This is a genomic window from Blautia sp. BIOML-A1 (genome assembly GCF_009883055.1).
Taxonomy (GTDB): Bacteria; Bacillota; Clostridia; order Lachnospirales; family Lachnospiraceae; genus Blautia_A.
The window spans coordinates 81,148-97,575 of sequence record NZ_WWVR01000008.1; the positions used below are offsets into that span (position 1 = coordinate 81,148).

The 16,428-nt window shown below is 42.5% G+C and carries 14 protein-coding genes and 8 tRNA genes; 5 read left to right on the plus strand and 17 right to left on the minus strand.

The window, feature by feature from the left end; all coding sequences use genetic code 11:
- Window positions 1-54 precede the first annotated feature (54 nt).
- The 4 genes from pfkA to GT674_RS05775 all read right to left on the minus strand — a co-directional run bounded on the left by pfkA (window position 55) and on the right by GT674_RS05775 (window position 6,189).
- Window positions 55-1,044 carry a 6-phosphofructokinase gene (gene pfkA, locus GT674_RS05760; protein WP_161284825.1) on the minus strand — a complete coding sequence of 330 codons (990 nt, stop codon included), beginning with the start codon at window positions 1,042-1,044 and terminating at the stop codon, window positions 55-57.
- An 88-nt stretch (window positions 1,045-1,132) separates the two neighbouring features.
- Window positions 1,133-4,600, minus strand: coding sequence for a DNA polymerase III subunit alpha (locus GT674_RS05765; RefSeq protein ID WP_161284826.1), 3,468 nt, complete (start codon window positions 4,598-4,600; stop codon window positions 1,133-1,135).
- Window positions 4,601-4,620: 20 nt separating this feature from the next.
- A complete protein-coding gene (locus GT674_RS05770) occupies window positions 4,621-5,463 on the minus strand; it encodes a CvfB family protein (protein ID WP_161284827.1) in 843 nt (280 codons plus the stop codon).
- A gap of 18 nt (window positions 5,464-5,481) precedes the next feature.
- Entirely contained in the window at window positions 5,482-6,189 is a 708-nt protein-coding gene (locus GT674_RS05775; RefSeq protein WP_161284828.1) for an acyl-[acyl-carrier-protein] thioesterase, read from the minus strand.
- Between the two features lie 189 nt (window positions 6,190-6,378).
- Here GT674_RS05775 and GT674_RS05780 point away from each other — a divergent pair, with 189 nt between their 5' ends.
- Window positions 6,379-6,993, plus strand: a complete 615-nt coding sequence (locus GT674_RS05780; protein ID WP_161284829.1) for a GNAT family N-acetyltransferase — start codon at window positions 6,379-6,381, stop codon at window positions 6,991-6,993.
- Between the two features lie 13 nt (window positions 6,994-7,006).
- Here GT674_RS05780 and GT674_RS05785 read toward each other — a convergent pair.
- Window positions 7,007-7,078: transfer RNA gene (locus GT674_RS05785), tRNA-Gln, on the minus strand.
- A gap of 242 nt (window positions 7,079-7,320) precedes the next feature.
- Between GT674_RS05785 and GT674_RS05790 the strand changes: the two genes are divergently transcribed.
- Both GT674_RS05790 and GT674_RS05795 read left to right on the plus strand, forming a co-directional pair.
- Complete coding sequence (locus tag GT674_RS05790; RefSeq protein WP_161284830.1) at window positions 7,321-8,784, plus strand: nicotinate phosphoribosyltransferase; 1,464 nt, start codon at window positions 7,321-7,323, stop codon at window positions 8,782-8,784.
- Between the two features lie 171 nt (window positions 8,785-8,955).
- A complete protein-coding gene (locus tag GT674_RS05795) occupies window positions 8,956-9,987 on the plus strand; it encodes a 3-deoxy-7-phosphoheptulonate synthase (RefSeq protein ID WP_161284831.1) in 1,032 nt (343 codons plus the stop codon).
- Between the two features lie 45 nt (window positions 9,988-10,032).
- Here GT674_RS05795 and GT674_RS05800 read toward each other — a convergent pair whose 3' ends face one another.
- Window positions 10,033-10,581 (minus strand): stage V sporulation T C-terminal domain-containing protein, encoded by a 549-nt coding sequence (locus GT674_RS05800; protein ID WP_161284844.1) that lies wholly within the window; start codon window positions 10,579-10,581, stop codon window positions 10,033-10,035.
- Between the two features lie 292 nt (window positions 10,582-10,873).
- Here GT674_RS05800 and trhA point away from each other — a divergent pair, with 292 nt between their 5' ends.
- Complete coding sequence (gene trhA / locus GT674_RS05805; protein WP_161284832.1) at window positions 10,874-11,545, plus strand: PAQR family membrane homeostasis protein TrhA; 672 nt, start codon at window positions 10,874-10,876, stop codon at window positions 11,543-11,545.
- Window positions 11,546-11,594: 49 nt separating this feature from the next.
- Here the strand turns inward: trhA and GT674_RS05810 are convergent, their stop codons facing one another.
- The 3 genes from GT674_RS05810 to GT674_RS05820 all read right to left on the minus strand — a co-directional run bounded on the left by GT674_RS05810 (window position 11,595) and on the right by GT674_RS05820 (window position 13,877).
- Window positions 11,595-11,837 (minus strand): GIY-YIG nuclease family protein, encoded by a 243-nt coding sequence (locus GT674_RS05810; protein ID WP_161284833.1) that lies wholly within the window; start codon window positions 11,835-11,837, stop codon window positions 11,595-11,597.
- 307 nt (window positions 11,838-12,144) lie between these two features.
- Window positions 12,145-12,963, minus strand: a complete 819-nt coding sequence (locus GT674_RS05815) for a M23 family metallopeptidase (protein ID WP_161284834.1) — start codon at window positions 12,961-12,963, stop codon at window positions 12,145-12,147.
- 77 nt (window positions 12,964-13,040) lie between these two features.
- Complete coding sequence (locus tag GT674_RS05820; RefSeq protein ID WP_161284835.1) at window positions 13,041-13,877, minus strand: SpoIID/LytB domain-containing protein; 837 nt, start codon at window positions 13,875-13,877, stop codon at window positions 13,041-13,043.
- A gap of 128 nt (window positions 13,878-14,005) precedes the next feature.
- On the opposite strand from GT674_RS05820, the gene GT674_RS05825 reads away from it, so the two are divergent.
- Window positions 14,006-15,208, plus strand: a complete 1,203-nt coding sequence (locus tag GT674_RS05825; RefSeq protein ID WP_161284836.1) for a metallophosphoesterase — start codon at window positions 14,006-14,008, stop codon at window positions 15,206-15,208.
- Between the two features lie 29 nt (window positions 15,209-15,237).
- Here GT674_RS05825 and GT674_RS05830 read toward each other — a convergent pair whose 3' ends face one another.
- The 8 genes from GT674_RS05830 to GT674_RS05865 all read right to left on the minus strand — a co-directional run bounded on the left by GT674_RS05830 (window position 15,238) and on the right by GT674_RS05865 (window position 16,284).
- Window positions 15,238-15,525 (minus strand): hypothetical protein, encoded by a 288-nt coding sequence (locus tag GT674_RS05830; protein WP_161284837.1) that lies wholly within the window; start codon window positions 15,523-15,525, stop codon window positions 15,238-15,240.
- Between the two features lie 135 nt (window positions 15,526-15,660).
- A tRNA-Lys gene (locus GT674_RS05835) sits at window positions 15,661-15,733 on the minus strand.
- A 42-nt stretch (window positions 15,734-15,775) separates the two neighbouring features.
- Window positions 15,776-15,848: transfer RNA gene (locus tag GT674_RS05840), tRNA-Phe, on the minus strand.
- A gap of 4 nt (window positions 15,849-15,852) precedes the next feature.
- Window positions 15,853-15,926 (minus strand) — tRNA-Met (locus tag GT674_RS05845).
- Between the two features lie 17 nt (window positions 15,927-15,943).
- A tRNA-Thr gene (locus GT674_RS05850) sits at window positions 15,944-16,016 on the minus strand.
- 21 nt (window positions 16,017-16,037) lie between these two features.
- A tRNA-Tyr gene (locus GT674_RS05855) sits at window positions 16,038-16,119 on the minus strand.
- A 10-nt stretch (window positions 16,120-16,129) separates the two neighbouring features.
- A tRNA-Val gene (locus tag GT674_RS05860) sits at window positions 16,130-16,202 on the minus strand.
- 8 nt (window positions 16,203-16,210) lie between these two features.
- Window positions 16,211-16,284: transfer RNA gene (locus tag GT674_RS05865), tRNA-Asp, on the minus strand.
- Window positions 16,285-16,428 lie beyond the last annotated feature (144 nt).

The following is a 16,428-nucleotide window of genomic DNA, read 5'->3' on the forward strand; positions in this document are numbered from 1 at the left end:
TAATCTGAAACGGAGACCGCCTGACGGTGGCCTCCGCTTAAAAATACGCATTTATTATTTATTGTAATTGTGAGAAAGAGAATTACATACCTCCCACATATATGGAGATACGTCTTTCTGCATAGCCAGAGCTTCATTGATATCGAAGTCCATGAACTCACCATGACGATATCCTACAACTCGACAGGATTTTCCTTCTTTCAGAAGATCTACTGCAAGAGCTCCCATCATGGACGCATATACACGGTCTTTACATGTCGGATTACCGCCACGCTGCATGTGACCAAGAATTGTTGCACGAGTCTCGATACCTGTAGCAGCCTCGATACGTCTTGCCATTGCCTCAGAATGTCCAATACCCTCTGCATTAACAATGATATGATGTTTCTTTCCTGCTTTACGGCTTGCAATAATATTGTTGATCAGCTTCTGCTCATCATAGTCATATTTCTCAGGAATCAGAACATCCTCTGCACCGTTTGCAATACCACACCACATAGCAAGATATCCTGCGTTACGTCCCATAACCTCAATAATACTGCATCTCTCATGAGAGGTAGAAGTATCACGAACCTTGTCAATTGCTTCCATAGCTGTATTTACTGCTGTATCAAATCCAATTGTATACTCTGTGCAGGCAATATCCAGGTCGATAGTACCAGGAACACCAATTGTATTAATACCAAGATTAGCCAGTTTCTGCGCACCTGCAAAAGAACCGTCTCCACCGATTACTACCAGTCCGTCGATTCCATGTTTTCTGCAGATTTCAGCGCCTCTCTCCTGACCTTCCACTGTACGGAACTCCGCACATCTTGCTGTGTAAAGAATTGTACCGCCTCGTTCGATTGTATCAGATACGTCTCTGGCAGTCATATCAACGATTTCTTCGTTCAGAAGACCATTGTATCCCTTATAAATACCTTTGACATTAAGTCCACTGCTGAGACCTCTTCTTACAACTGCACGAATCGCAGCGTTCATTCCCGGAGCATCACCTCCGCTTGTGAGCACACCGATGGTTTTTATCTGTTTCTCTGCCATGATTCTTTCCTCCATCTCCAGATTTCCATATAATAGGAAATCTTAGTTATCTGTTCTACACATATTCGTTGTATAGTGTAAAGCATTTTTAGAAGTTTTTCAATACTCTTTCCACAAGTTTAACGTTGGATTCCCCATATTTTTTCTTTAGTTCATCCAGCGATTCTTCATTGATTTGCATACGGAATCCTGCCGGAAGCCGCTTCATTGCTTTGACATCTTTGAGATATATGACAACTGCCGAAGTTCCTGGCACATCCTTAAGAAAACTCTGAAGTTCCGCTTCTGCCGCACTGTACTCTGCTTTATCCCTGAACTGTATCCATACCTCTTTCGGAATATCCTCAAAAGAGTGAACTTTCTCGAGGATCATCTTACTCGGCCGGTCGTCTTCTGCATTGACACGTCCCTGAATAAATACTCTGGCATCATCCGTGATCAGGGTCTGCCATTTCTCGTAATCACGCGGAAAAACAACCACTTCTACCGTTCCCACAAGATCTTCCACTGTCAGAAATGCCATAACTTTATTATTTCTCGTATATTTGATGGTTCTCTCCGTGATCATTCCACCTATGATGACTTTCTGACCATCATATACCTTCGGGCGTCCACTTTCTTCATCCGGCTGAAAATCTGTTGTTTTTGCAGAGATCATCTTATCCATAATACTGCGGTAGCCTTCCAGAGGATGTCCACTCAGATAGATTCCAAGAACTTCTTTTTCAAAAGCCAGAAGCATTTCTTTATCATATTCGCCGACATTCGGCATACGAATCTCAAATTCCTTTTTGTCCTCTTCACTGACCAGATCAAAAAGACTCATCTGTCCTGCAAAAGAATTCTTCTTTTCCTGTGCGATACTGTCCACGATCTGTCCGTAAACGTTCATCTTCTGACGGCGGTTCCCTTCCAGACAATCAAGTGCACCGGCCTTGATAAAGTTCTCGATTGCACGCTTATTTACCGTTCCTGTAAGCCTCTCAATAAAATCCTTCAGCGAACGATAAGTTCCATTTTTCTCTCTCTCTTCAACCAGTGCATTGATAACCGGCCGTCCCACACTCTTGATCGCAGAAAGTCCATAACGGATCGCACCATGGTCGACAGAAAATCCATAAATCCCACAGTTTACATCCGGCGGCAAAATACTGATTCCCATCTGACGGCAGACCTGAATATACTCAGCCACCTTGTTCGGCATTTCTATAACAGAGGTCATAAGTGCTGCCATAAATTCCACTGGATAATAATATTTCAGAAATGCAGTCTGATAAGAAACCACCGCATATGCTGCTGCATGTGATTTATTAAACGCATACTTTGCAAAATCGGTCATATCATCATAGATTTTATTTGCAGTCTGCTCATCAATTCCGTTGGCAATGCAGCCCGGTACTCCCTCCTGCTCATTTCCATAAACAAAATTCTGACGCTCTTTTTCCATCACGGAAGCTTTTTTCTTGGACATTGCACGACGAACCAGGTCGCTTCGTCCCAGAGTATAACCTGCAAGGCTTCGGACAATCTGCATAACCTGCTCCTGATATACAATACAACCATACGTCGGTTTCAGGATCGGCTCCAGCTGCGGACAGTCATACTGGATCGTATCCGGATGGTTCTTACCACGGATATACTGCGGGATAAAATCCATCGGTCCCGGACGATACAGAGAAATTCCCGCAATAACGTCCTCAAGGCTCTGTGGCTTCAGTTCTTTCATGAAGTTCTTCATACCGGTACTTTCCAGCTGGAACACACCATCCGAACGACCGGTTCCCAGTGAATCAAGAACCTTTTTGTCGTTATAATCAATCTTCTGCATATCCAGGTGCACGCCTGTATCCTGCTCTATCAGATGTACCGCATTCTGAATGACTGTCAGTGTACGAAGTCCCAGAAAGTCCATCTTGAGAAGTCCCAGTTCTTCCAGAGTTGTCATTGTAAACTGCGTAACAATAGAACCATCCTGTGCCCTTGAAAGCGGTACATATTCAGAAACATCCTTCTGACTGATCACAACACCGGCAGCATGCATGGAAGTATGCCGGGGCAGTCCCTCCAGTCTTCTGGCTGTATCGATCAGATCATGGATTTCCGGCTGCTCTTCATAGCTTTTCTTTAATTCCGGATTCATCTTGAGAGCTTTATCGATCGTGATATTCAACTCCTGTGGAATCATCTTGGCGATCGTATCTACCTGTGCATAAGGAAGATCCATCACCCGCCCCACATCACGGATAACACCACGAGCTGCCAGCGTACCAAAAGTAACAATCTGAACCACACAGTCATCACCGTATTTCCGTCTGACATAATCAATAACTTCCTGTCTTCTTTCAAAACAGAAATCCACATCAATATCAGGCATGGAAACTCGTTCCGGATTCAGGAAACGTTCAAACAGAAGATCATACCGAATAGGATCCAGCTGTGTGATTCCAAGCGTGTAGGCAACCAGGCTTCCCGCTGCGGACCCACGTCCCGGACCTACCATAATATCATGATCCCGTGCATACCGGATAAAATCCCATACGATCAGGAAGTAGTCCACATATCCCATATTTTTGATCGTGGAAAGCTCATAATTCAGACGTTCTTTCAGTTCTTCTGTAACCGGCTGATAACGTTCTTCTAACCCTTTAAAACACAGCTCATTCAAATATTCCCAGGAGGTGTATCCCTGCGGAACATCAAATTTAGGCAGTTTTGTGACACCAAATTCAATCTCTACATGACATCGCTGAGCAATCTTATGTGTATTCTCCAGTGCCTCTGTCGCATAAGGAAAAAGCCGCTCCATCTCTTCCGGAGATTTTACATAATACTGACCTCCGTCGTAACGCATTCTGTTTTCATCAGACAGTTTCTTTCCCGTCTGAAGACATAGCAATACATCATGCGGCTGTGCATCCTCTGCCAGCGTATAATGGACATCATTTGTTGCGACCAGCTCAATGCCTGTCTCACGATGCATTTTGAGAAGCTGCTGGTTCACATTCTGCTGCTCCGGTATCCCATGATCCTGCAGTTCCAGGAAAAAGTTTCCCTTTCCAAAAATATCCTGATATCGCAGTGCGGCAGCTTTTGCATCCTCATACATTCCCCTGGTGAGATAACGTGCCACTTCGCCTGCAAGGCATGCACTTAATGCGATCAGACCTTCATGGTATTTCTCAAGAAGCTGCAGATCCACTCGCGGCTTATAATAGAAGCCTTCCACAAAACTCTTCGAAACAATCTTCATCAGATTCGCATAACCCTGATTATTTTCTGCAAGAAGAACCAGATGATAATAACGGTCATCCCCGCTTCCTATCTCACGGTCAAAGCGAGACCCCGGTGCCACATATACTTCACATCCAAGAACAGGATTGATTCCGGCTGCTCTTGCTGCACGATAAAAATCGATCACTCCATACATCACTCCATGATCCGTGATCGCGGCACTGTCCATGCCCAGTTCTTTCACTCTGTTCACATATTCCTGAATCTTATTTGATCCATCCAGAAGACTGTATTCCGTATGAACATGAAGATGTGTAAAATTCATATCCTTTATCCTTTACTATATCATTTTACAATGTAGATACGACGGTCTTTGATTTCAATCTTGCCTTCCTTAAGAAGATGGCCCACTGCACGTTTAAATGCATTTTTACTCAGTCCAAACTCTCTTTTGATAACTTCCGGTGAAGCTTTATCATCAAACGGCAGCACTCCGGCAAACTCTTCAATGATGCTGAATACACTTTCTGCATCTTCATTGATCTGAATATAAGCTTCCTCTCTGTCACTGACATCCATTTTGCCATCTTCTTTGACCTTGGTCACACGAAGATCCAGAACTGTTCCAGGACGATATTTTCCCTTTGCCTCTCTCGCCGGGATCAGCGCAGAATATTTATTATCTACTGCAACAAAAACACCGAAATTATCGCTGAGCTGATAAACTCTACCCTTCACACGATCACCTTCTTTATAAGGTGTCTCCTTTGAAAGGTACGGATACACCTTCATTGTTGCACAGAGTCTGCTGCTCTTATCTACATAAACAGCAACCAGACATTCCTGTCCTTCAAAAATTCTTGTTGTCTGCTCATGATATGGCAGAAGCAGATCTTTTTCCAGGCCCCAGTCAAGAAATGCACCGATTTTCGTTACCTGTTTTACTCTGAGAAGCCCCGTTTCGCCAACTGTAAGACGTGGCTCATTTGTTGTAGCGATCATTCGATCCTGTGAATCCTTATAAATAAAAACCTCCAGTTTATCACCAGCTTTGGTCCCCGCCGGAACCTGCTTTGCCGGAAGCAGTACCTGATGCTTTGTATCCGCGTTCATATCCTCTGCCAGATACACACCAAAATCTACTGTTTTCACTACCTGAAGTGTCTGTTTTTTTCCTAATTCGATCATAAAATCCTCCGATATTTTTTACTTTTTAAATTCGACAACTGCATATGGCTCACCCTTCTGATCATTCAGAAGAATGGTTGTTCTTATATCCTCTTCGGCTTTTGCCGGACAGATCACATCATAAAGTCTCGCCTGCTGTTTATATTCTGCACGCATTTGATGGATTTTAAAATCTGCCGGCAGATAATCCATTGCCATCTGAACATACTGACAATTATTTACATGATGATTGGTATCCAGATGATGTTTCTGTACTGCAAAAGCTTCCTGCTGCTCATATTCGCCCGGAAGAATAATCTTACGGGGTGCATAATCCATATCCAGTTTTTCTTCCATTTCATAGCCTGCTGTATCGCGCTCTGTCAGTTTAACCGGAAGTCCATTTTCCGCATTGATATAAGTCCAGTAGGTATTCGCATAGGCAATACGTTCTCCATCCTCTGTTTCCATACAGAAATTACGCATTCCAAGAAAACTCCTGAAAGCATATGCCCATGTAGAAGTTCTTATATTCTCTCCAAGACATGGGTATCTCTCTACGATCACCTGCCATGCTGATAATACCCAGAACCTTTTCCATTCCTTAAGAACTTCTATTCCCAGACCTGACTCTTCTGACTGAAAAGTACTGCAGTCCTGAAAATAATTCAGGATTCCAGGCAAAGTCAGTAAGCCATTTTCTCCAATTTCACTATAGCGGACTCTTCCGCTGAAACTATATGCCATATATACCCCGCTTTCACTTCTTCTGCTGTTTTGGACAGCTTATCCGATTTTCTGTCATCATCTATTTCTCAGTAAACTTTACCATTTCCCGATTTCATTTGCAACTGTCAGAACAACACATTTTTTTCTGTTATTTTCTGCCTGAAGTGCTATAATCATGATAAAAATTTTATCATGGAGGTATCTTTTATGTCAGCTCATACTGAAATCACGATCCGTACAGCCAGAGAATCGGACGCTCCTGCACTTCTTAATATCTATGCTCCCTACATAGTCAATACCGCCATCACCTTCGAATATACCGTCCCGTCAACAGAAGAGTTTGCCGGAAGGATTCGATGCACTCTCCAAAAATATCCTTACCTTGTCGCTGAACAGCAGAATAAAATTCTCGGTTATGCCTATGCCGGTCCATTCCATGAACGTGCTGCTTACGACTGGGCTGTTGAGACGTCCATCTATGTAGACCAGACTCAGAGACATACGGGAATCGGCCGCCTTCTGCATGACGCTCTGGAGCACACTCTGCAGGCTCAGGGAATTCTCAACATGAATGCCTGCATCGCCTGTACTTCAAAAGAAGATCCACATCTGGACAACAACAGTATTGAATTTCATACACATATGGGATATCGTCTGGTCGGAGAATTTTACCAGTGCGGATATAAATTTCATACCTGGTATAATATGGTCTGGATGGAAAAACAGATAGGTGAACATCGAAAGGATCAGCCCGTGCCTCTTACCTTCAAAGAACTTCTTGAATCTTGCCGTCAACAAGACAAAAAAAAGCACCTCATCTGAGGTGCTTAAGAAGCAGGGCTACAAGGATTCGAACCTTGAAATGACGGAGTCAGAGTCCGTTGCCTTACCGTTTGGCGATAGCCCTTCATTCATTCGCTTGCGTTTTTTATTTCTTATCGCTCGCGACGAATGTTATTATATTACAGTGTTTCAAAAAAATCAACCCCTTTTTTTAATTTTTTTTATTTTTTTTTTTGACATTACTGTTTATGTAAAATCTTAGTGCTGATCGTGTAAAATAATGCTATAATAGGAATACCTTTTGATACAGGATGCCTTTGCATTCGGCATCTGTGATTTATTTGTCTAAATAAGAGGAGAAACTTTATGAGAGCAACCAATCTGACCCTGCTTACTGATCTGTATGAGTTAACAATGATGCAGGGTTATTTCAAGAACCCAACCAACCAGACCGTTATCTTTGATATGTTTTATCGTGTCAACCCGTGCGGAGGCAGTTTCGCAATTACTGCAGGTCTGGAACAGATGATCGAGTATATCGAAAATCTTCATTTCAGCCCGGAAGACATCGATTACCTCAGAAGTCTTCATATTTTTGAAGAAGATTTTCTGGAATATCTGAGCGGCTTTCATTTTACCGGTGATATTTATGCAATCCCTGAGGGAACTGTCGTATTTCCAAGAGAACCGCTTGTTAAGGTCATTGCACCTATCATGGAAGCACAGCTTGTTGAGACTGCGATCCTGAACATCATCAATCATCAGAGTCTTATTGCTACCAAGGCAGCCCGTGTCTGCTACGCAGCGCGAGGAGATGGAATCATGGAATTTGGTCTTCGCCGTGCACAGGGACCTGATGCCGGTATTTATGGTGCACGCGCCGCTGTGATCGGCGGATGTGCCGGCACCTCCAATGTACTTACAGGCCAGATGTTCAACGTTCCCGTACTTGGCACACACGCACACAGCTGGATCATGAGTTTCCCGGATGAATACACTGCATTTAAGACCTATGCCAGAATGTATCCAAATTCCTGTACGCTTCTGGTCGACACCTATGATGTCCTCAAATCCGGTGTCCCAAATGCAATCCGCGTCTTTGAAGAGATGCGAGAGGAAGGTGTGAAACTGACCCACTACGGAATTCGTATTGACAGTGGTGACCTTGCGTATCTTTCCAAGGAAGCCTACAAAATGCTTGCTGCTGCCGGATTTGACGATGCAACGATCTCTGCTTCCAGTGATCTGGATGAGTACCTGATCGACAGCCTTAAGACCCAGGATGCCAAAATCAATTCCTGGGGTGTGGGAACCAACCTGATCACCAGCAAGGATAACCCTGCTTTCGGCGGTGTATACAAGCTTGCTGCAGTAAAAGATTCCGGAAGCTCTACTTTTACACCAAAGATCAAGCTTTCCGAAAATACAGAAAAAGTCACCAATCCTGGAAATAAAACTGTTTATCGAATCTACAGTAAATCCACAGGCAAGATCAAAGCAGATCTTATCTGTATGGCAGATGAAGTTTTTGATCCGGAAGAAACTATGATCATCTTCGATCCTATTGATACCTGGAAAAAGACCAAGGTCCTCGGTGGTACCTATGAACTCCGCGAACTTCTGATCCCGGTCATCCGAGAGGGCAAACGTGTTTATACTTCTCCTGAGGTTATGGAGCTCCGAGAATACTGCCAGAAAGAACAGAATACTCTCTGGGATGAGTCTCGCCGACTGGTAAATCCTCAGAAGGTATATGTGGATCTTTCCCAGAAATTATACGATATCAAGAAAAATCTTCTTGAAGAAATGAGCGAAAAGGCTCTTGACTGATACCTTATATCCAACATCACCCATGCAGTTTTTCATTTTTTAAATCTGCATGGGATTTTTGCAGTTTAACGCATTAATTTGCTAGATTTTCTTTTCATAACGTGTTATACTGTGCTAGATTAAAAGACACTTGCTCTTTGAGTGTCATATACATACTGGAGGAACTACATAATGTCAATGAAAATCAATCATGAACTTCCTCTTCCTGAAGTTCTTAAAAACGAATATCCGCTCAGCCCTGAATTAAAGGCCGTAAAACAGCGTCGCGATGAGGAAATCCGTCGCATCTTTACCGGTGAATCTGATAAGTTTGTTGTTCTTGTAGGCCCTTGTTCCGCAGACAATGAAGATACTGTCTGTGAATATGTTCGTCGTCTCAAGAAGGTTTCTGACAAGGTTTCCGATAAGTTAATGATTATTCCTCGTGTTTATACCAATAAACCACGTACTACAGGAGACGGCTACAAGGGAATGCTTCATCAGCCGGATCCGGACAAGGCACCGGATCTTCTTGCCGGAATCATCGCAATTCGCAAGATGCATATGCGCGTAATGCAGGAAACAGGACTTTCCTCTGCTGATGAAATGCTTTACCCGGAAAACAGAAGTTACCTCGATGATATCCTCTCCTATGAAGCAGTCGGTGCACGTTCTGTCGAAAACCAGCAGCATCGTCTTACCGCCAGCGGAATGGATATACCGGTTGGTATGAAGAATCCGACCAGCGGTGATCTCTCTGTTATGCTGAATTCCGTTACTGCTGCCCAGCATCCGCATCATTTCATCTATCGCGGTTGTGATGTTGAGACATCCGGAAACGATCTGGCACATACCATCCTCCGTGGAGGTGTCAATCAGTATGGACAGGCCATCCCGAATTACCATTATGAGGATCTGATTCGTCTCTATAATCTGTACAGCCAGAAAGATCTCAAGAATCCGGCTGTTGTTATAGATGCAAATCATTCTAATTCCAACAAAAAATATAAGGAACAGATTCGTATTGTAAACGAAGTTCTTCACAGCCGTAACTGCTGTCCGGAACTTCATAAGCTTGTTAAGGGCGCTATGATAGAGAGTTATCTTCTTGAAGGCCGCCAGGAAATCAGCGACCATATGACTCCTGGATGCTCCATCACTGACCCATGCCTTGGCTGGGAGGATACCGAACGTCTTCTGTACGAAATCGCTGAAAAATGCTAAAAAACACCGGAGATTCTTTTTCGACTCGAAGAATCTCCGGTATTTTTATTGTTCCATCTGCCGTCCCAGAAATCCTGCTGCTGTCTGTACAAGCATTCTCTCCGGATTTCCAAGCTTTTCTCCATTATTCTTTCCAACTAATGCAACCGATCCAATGGCATCCCCTGCACAGATGATTGGTTGAACGATCAATCCTGCTTTATTTTCTTTTTGATTCTGGATCAGTGAAATCTTTCCTTTTTCTTCTCCATAATAGCACTTCGCTTCTCGATCCGCGATGACTCTGTCCAGTTCACTGCTGATCGTTTTTCCTTCATATTCCCGGCTTCCATGCCCCGAGGCAGCCACCACCTGATCATGATCTGTAATACACGCTACCATCCCGGTAGTCTGTGCCAGAGCTTCCACGTATTCCTTTGCAAAAATACTCAGTTCACCGATTGGAGAATATTTCTTCAGAATGATCTCACCTTCCCTGTCGGTAAAAATCTCCATGGGTGTTCCCTCTTTAATCCTCAATGTCCGTCGTATTTCTTTTGGGATCACTACTCTTCCAAGATCATCTATGCGGCGAACGATTCCTGTAGCTTTCATATACGTCATGTTCCTCCTGCTGTTTTTTATTTACCTTATTTCACTGTATGGTTATTATATGGAAAAACAGGAGAATTATGTACTTTAAGTCGAATTCACCTGAGACTTCATATGGGATTCTGGCAGAAACATGGCAAAACACCTCGCGGAATATTACCTTCTGAATAATTGCAAATTTTTATAATTTACTCTTCACATTTATGATTTTTTGTGCTATAGTTTCAATATACTTGATATGTAGTTTTGATTACTACGTTATTGGTTTTTGATTATTTACACGGAGGTGTTTATTATGAAGCTTAAATTAAAAGATCCCTGGAGTGCGATCACTCATGGCGTTGCAGGATTACTTGCAATCGCCGGAGCTGCGCCACTTCTTCTCAAGGCCGCTTCCGGCGAGAGCACAGAGGCACCTTTACACATTGCTGCTCTGGCAGTTTTTATTCTTACAATGATTCTTCTTTATACAGCCAGCACCATTTATCACTCTGTAGATTCCAGTGAGAAAGTTAACCGCAGGCTCCGCAAGATGGATCACATGATGATCTTTGTCATGATTGCAGGAAGTTACACGCCGATCTGCCTCATTGCCCTTCATAACCGCCTTGGATATATCCTCTGTGGTCTTGTATGGAGCATTGCTATCCTTGGAATTCTGTTCAAGGGATTCTGGATCACCTGTCCGAAGTGGCTCTCTTCAGTCCTTTATATTGGAATGGGATGGCTTTGTGTACTGGCATTTGTCCCGATCTTCCATTCACTTCCAAAAGCAGGATTTCGATGGCTTCTCGCCGGAGGCATCATTTATACAATAGGCGGTATCATTTATAGTTTAAAGCTTCCGCTTTTTAATTCCAGACATAAGAATTTTGGCTCTCATGAAGTTTTCCATGTTTTTATTATGCTTGGAAGTGCCTGCCATTTTATTCTCATGTATTGTTTCGTCTCTACCCTGCCATTTTAACGGCAGGGTAGTTTTTGTTGCTGTGAACTGTTAATGGTTTTTATCTCTATCAGAACTCTATAAGCTGCAGCTTTTCTTTCCTTGTCAGCTGCTTGATCGCATATTCTCTTCCCATTGCCTCTTCTTTTGTCTCATATCCTTCATAATAAACCAGTTTTACCGGTCTTTTTGTTCTGGTATATTTTGCTCCTGACTTACTCTCATTATGAGCTTTCAGACGCTTGGACAGACAGTTTGTCCACCCTGTATACAAGCTCCCATCCGCACACTGAACCATATATGTATAATTCATAATCTTCTCCTCTTCCGTAATTCATGAATAGAACTCATCTTAATATTTATGTAAGGATAACTGTCCTTCAGACCCAACCAGCCATCCTGATTGTTTTAGTGCTGTCAGACAGTTACTATGAATCTATATAAAAAGCAGCCGATTCAAATCTGTACTTCATCCGTTTGTCTCCTGACAATCCTTCCGGAACACCAAAACCCTGAAGATATTTTCACAGACATTTAAAAAGCAGGTAGGAGAATATCGACTGCAAACTTTCATTCCCACCTGCTTTATTATACGCTGCATTTTATTTCTTGTGAACAGATCAGGGAAGATAAGCGATCGGATCGATCGGTTTACCATCTTTCTTCATTGCAAAATAAAGATTACTTCCCTCTTTACTGTAATATTTTGTTGTTTCATTGATATATCCCAGCACGCTTCCCTCTTCTATCGTGTCGCCTTCTTCCACACAAAGGTCTTTCAGCTGTCCGTAAACTGCCTGATATCCGCCTCCAAGCTCCATTGTCAGAGTAGTTCCTGTCTGTGGATTTTCTTCAATAGAATACACGGTTCCCCGCGCTGCCGCTGTGACTGGTGCTCCTTCTGCAGCCTGAACTGCAATTGCAGGACTTAATTTGTATTGATCCAGCGTCGGAAAATATACCGTCTGATCCATATTATAATCCAGAAGAATATTTCCATGTACCGGCCATTCCATCAAGGTATCCTCTGAAAAATTAAGTTTTGCTGTATTTACTGCCCCCGCTGAAACATCTTTGACCTCTTCCTGCACCGGCAGAGAAGTATCGGTATTCTTTTCTGTACCCGAAACCTTTGTTTCCATATTTGTCTGCATACTGTCCATTTGAGTGTCCAGACTTTCTTCTTTCTCCGATGTACCCAGTTCCTCTTCCGTATTCTTATTCTGCATTGTGTCAGAAATTTCTGAGTCCACCAGACTGGCATCCACATCTACCATCGATATCTCTTCGGAATCTTTCTCCGTATCCGATGGAATCTCTTCCTGAAGTTTCTTTTCCGGCGTATAAGTACCAATCTGATACGCACCGATACCAGCCGCTGCAAGAACAGCTAAAAGAGCAGTATTTGCAACATACTTTACGATTCTGTTTTTTGTCATATTCCATTCACCTCTGCTAATAATCATTTCTGTAATTATAGCATTCCCGAAATATGATATATTATTCAGATCTGATACTATTTTTCTCCTGCAGTCAGATTACAGGTACTTATATCCATCTCCGGAAAATATTCCTCCAGAATTTCTTTCCATGAACTTCCATTTTTTGCAAGTTCATTTCCGCCATACTGAGAAAATCCCAGTCCATGACCTTTTCCTCTGCACAGAAACCGGACTTTTTTACCTGTTTTCTGAATAGAAAAATCTGAGGACGCAAGTCCCATTCCCAATGCAAACGCTTCTCCCTCAAGAATTTTGTCGTCTGCCTCAAGGCTCAAAACATAACCTGCTGAATCTCTTTCTTTTATTTTCAGTTCATCCGGAAGCTGACTCTTTGAAATATATGTACTGCTGAAATAGTCCGGCGAATTTTTATCCGCACTGCTGTCCACGGATTTCAGATATTTATACTCTGAATTTCCAAAAACATCCTGCCCATCCCTGGTTACACCTGCACTGATCTCATGATACGGAACCAATTTTAAATCTCCATCAACCAGAATAATTTTCCCCTTTGTGTTTTCCACAGCCTTCTCATAAATTTCATTCTCTATCCACCATTTCCACTGACTCTTAATCCCCATTCCCGTTTCCCTCAAAAATTCTGTTATATTTTCTTTCTCCTCAAATTTTCTTGCAAGATTACTTCTTGCTATAACAGCCTGTGCTTCGATTGTCTGTAGCTCATATCCTGATGAAATCTGACAGGAAAGGATTGCTGCCAGGTACATTTCCATATCCGGTCTGTAGTTCATCAGGATTCTTTCACTACCATTCACCATACCCACCAAAACATATGGAAGCAGCAAAACCAGACCTATACTTGACAGATTAAATACTCTTTTTCTTTTCATGATATTCATCCAACAAGGTTTTATCCTAATATATGTTTTCTTTAATATTTTATGTTTTATCCATTTTGACATGAAATTCCATTCATACTATAATGTATAAATCAATTCAAGTCGAACGGAGGGATCTTATGCTTGCAATTTTTCTTGCACCGATTTATATTCTGCTCAATATCTATGTACTCCGATGGGGCTATCTGTGGATTGGAAACTGCCATCATCTGTTTCAATCCAGAATTTTTCGAATTATACTGACAGTGATTTATACTTTGATTGCATTGACGCCTCTCACAGGATTTCTTATCCGGAAACCTGCTTTTCTGCACAGAATCCTCAAAATTACCAGTAACTATTTTCTTGGAATTTTTATGTATATACTCATGGTGCTTTTTTCCATCGATGTCGTAAGATTAATTCTGAAGTATGCCGTACATGCCTCCTGGATCCAGTCCAGGATCGTATTTGCTGCAGTTGGCGCGTGTTGTATCTGTATCGTTATTATAATCAGTTTTTCAGGAATTTATCATGCCAAACATATCAAAGTAACGCCGTACAAAATTACAGTCGATAAATCGGCACCTGACATGGATTCCCTCCAAATAGTCCTGTTAGCTGATACACATTTTGGCTATAACTCCGGTGCCGTACATGCTCAGGAGATCGTTGATAAGATTAATGAACAAAATCCGGATCTTGTATGTATCGCAGGTGATATTTTTGATAATGAATATGACGCTGTCCGCGAACCTGAAAAAATATCAGAAATCCTGCGTACCATAAGATCAAAATATGGTGTTTACGCATGTTGGGGAAATCATGATCTGAATGAGCCTATCCTTGCAGGTTTCACCTTCAAACATAAAAAAGAAGATTCCAAACAGCTAAAGGATCCTCGCATGAAACGTTTTCTCCAAAACAGCAATATTCAACTTCTGGAAGATGAAGCTGTCCTTATCGACAACAGCTTTTATGTAGTCGGACGAAAAGATGCCTCTCTGATCGAAAAAATAGAAGAAAAAAGAAAAACCCCTGCCCAGCTTACTCAAAAGCTGGACAAGGATAAGACAATTATAGTTATTGATCATCAGCCAAAAGAACTTCAGGATATTGCTGATGCAGGTGTTGACCTTGATCTCTGCGGACATACTCATGATGGACAGACATTTCCAGGAAACTTTACGGTTAAATTTCTCTGGGAAAATCCCTGTGGATATCTCCAAAAAGGATCTATGCATAACATTGTAACTTCCGGATCCGGTGTCTGGGGACCAGCCATGAGAGTTGGCACCGACAGTGAAATCTGTACAATCAATCTAATCTTTTCAAATTCCTGACATCAGCCTTTATACCGCTTTGCTGTTATTTAACAGAGAAGCGGTATTTTTAATAATGCTCCACTTCTGTCACCCGGCCCTTTAATCCAGAAAAAGACTTTCTTTATAACGTAATTTCCCCTGAATAATATTCTATACATAGAAGAAGCAGTTATATTTCCCGCCGCATAATAAGGCATTCCCGACACATACTTTTTATTTTCTGTGCCTGCCATCACAGCCTGTCCCATACCTGGAAATAATCCTGCCTTCATGCTCATAATAAGGCAAAACACAGCAGCAGCAATCCTATGAAAACTTTCTCTTATTTTCTTCATAAGGCCCTCCTTTTCTTCCATGCAGAGGAATTGGGACTGCGCACTTCCCACTACTACGCATGTACTATAATATATGCGCAGTCAGACTTAAAAAGAACAAAAAAAAGATACTGTCTTAAACAGTATCCTTAATCATGAGACATCGGGGATTCGAACCCCGGACAACTTGATTAAAAGTCAAGTGCTCTACCAACTGAGCTAATATCCCATATACAATTTTTGTTGCCTTGCAACTATCTTGCAAAGCAAATGCCCAGAGCCGGAATCGAACCAGCGACACGAGGATTTTCAGTCCTCTGCTCTACCAACTGAGCTATCTGGGCAAAATAGCGGGAACAGGATTTGAACCTGTGACCTTCGGGTTATGAGCCCGACGAGCTTCCAGACTGCTCCACCCCGCGGTAATTATGAAGTTAAAAGCCGATGATCGGACTCGAACCGATAACCTGCTGATTACAAATCAGCTGCTCTGCCAATTGAGCCACATCGGCTTAGCCAATGATAAGGCTTAGTGGGTGGAGAAGGATTCGAACCTTCGAAGGCGGTGCCAACAGATTTACAGTCTGCCCCCTTTGACCACTCGGGAATCCACCCTTAATGTATATGGGACCTATAGGGCTCGAACCTATGACCCTCTGCTTGTAAGGCAGATGCTCTCCCAGCTGAGCTAAGATCCCTTAAAAAACGACCCAGATGAGACTCGAACTCACGACCTCCGCCGTGACAGGGCGGCGCTCTAACCAACTGAGCCACTGGGCCTTGCAAATTTCTTTGCTATAGAAGATTATCACATCTTCAAAACTACATACATGTTGACTAAGCAATTATATCATAACCAAGCTTGTTGGTCAAGCCCTCACCCTATTAGTAGCAGTCAGCTCCATACGTTACCGTACTTCCACC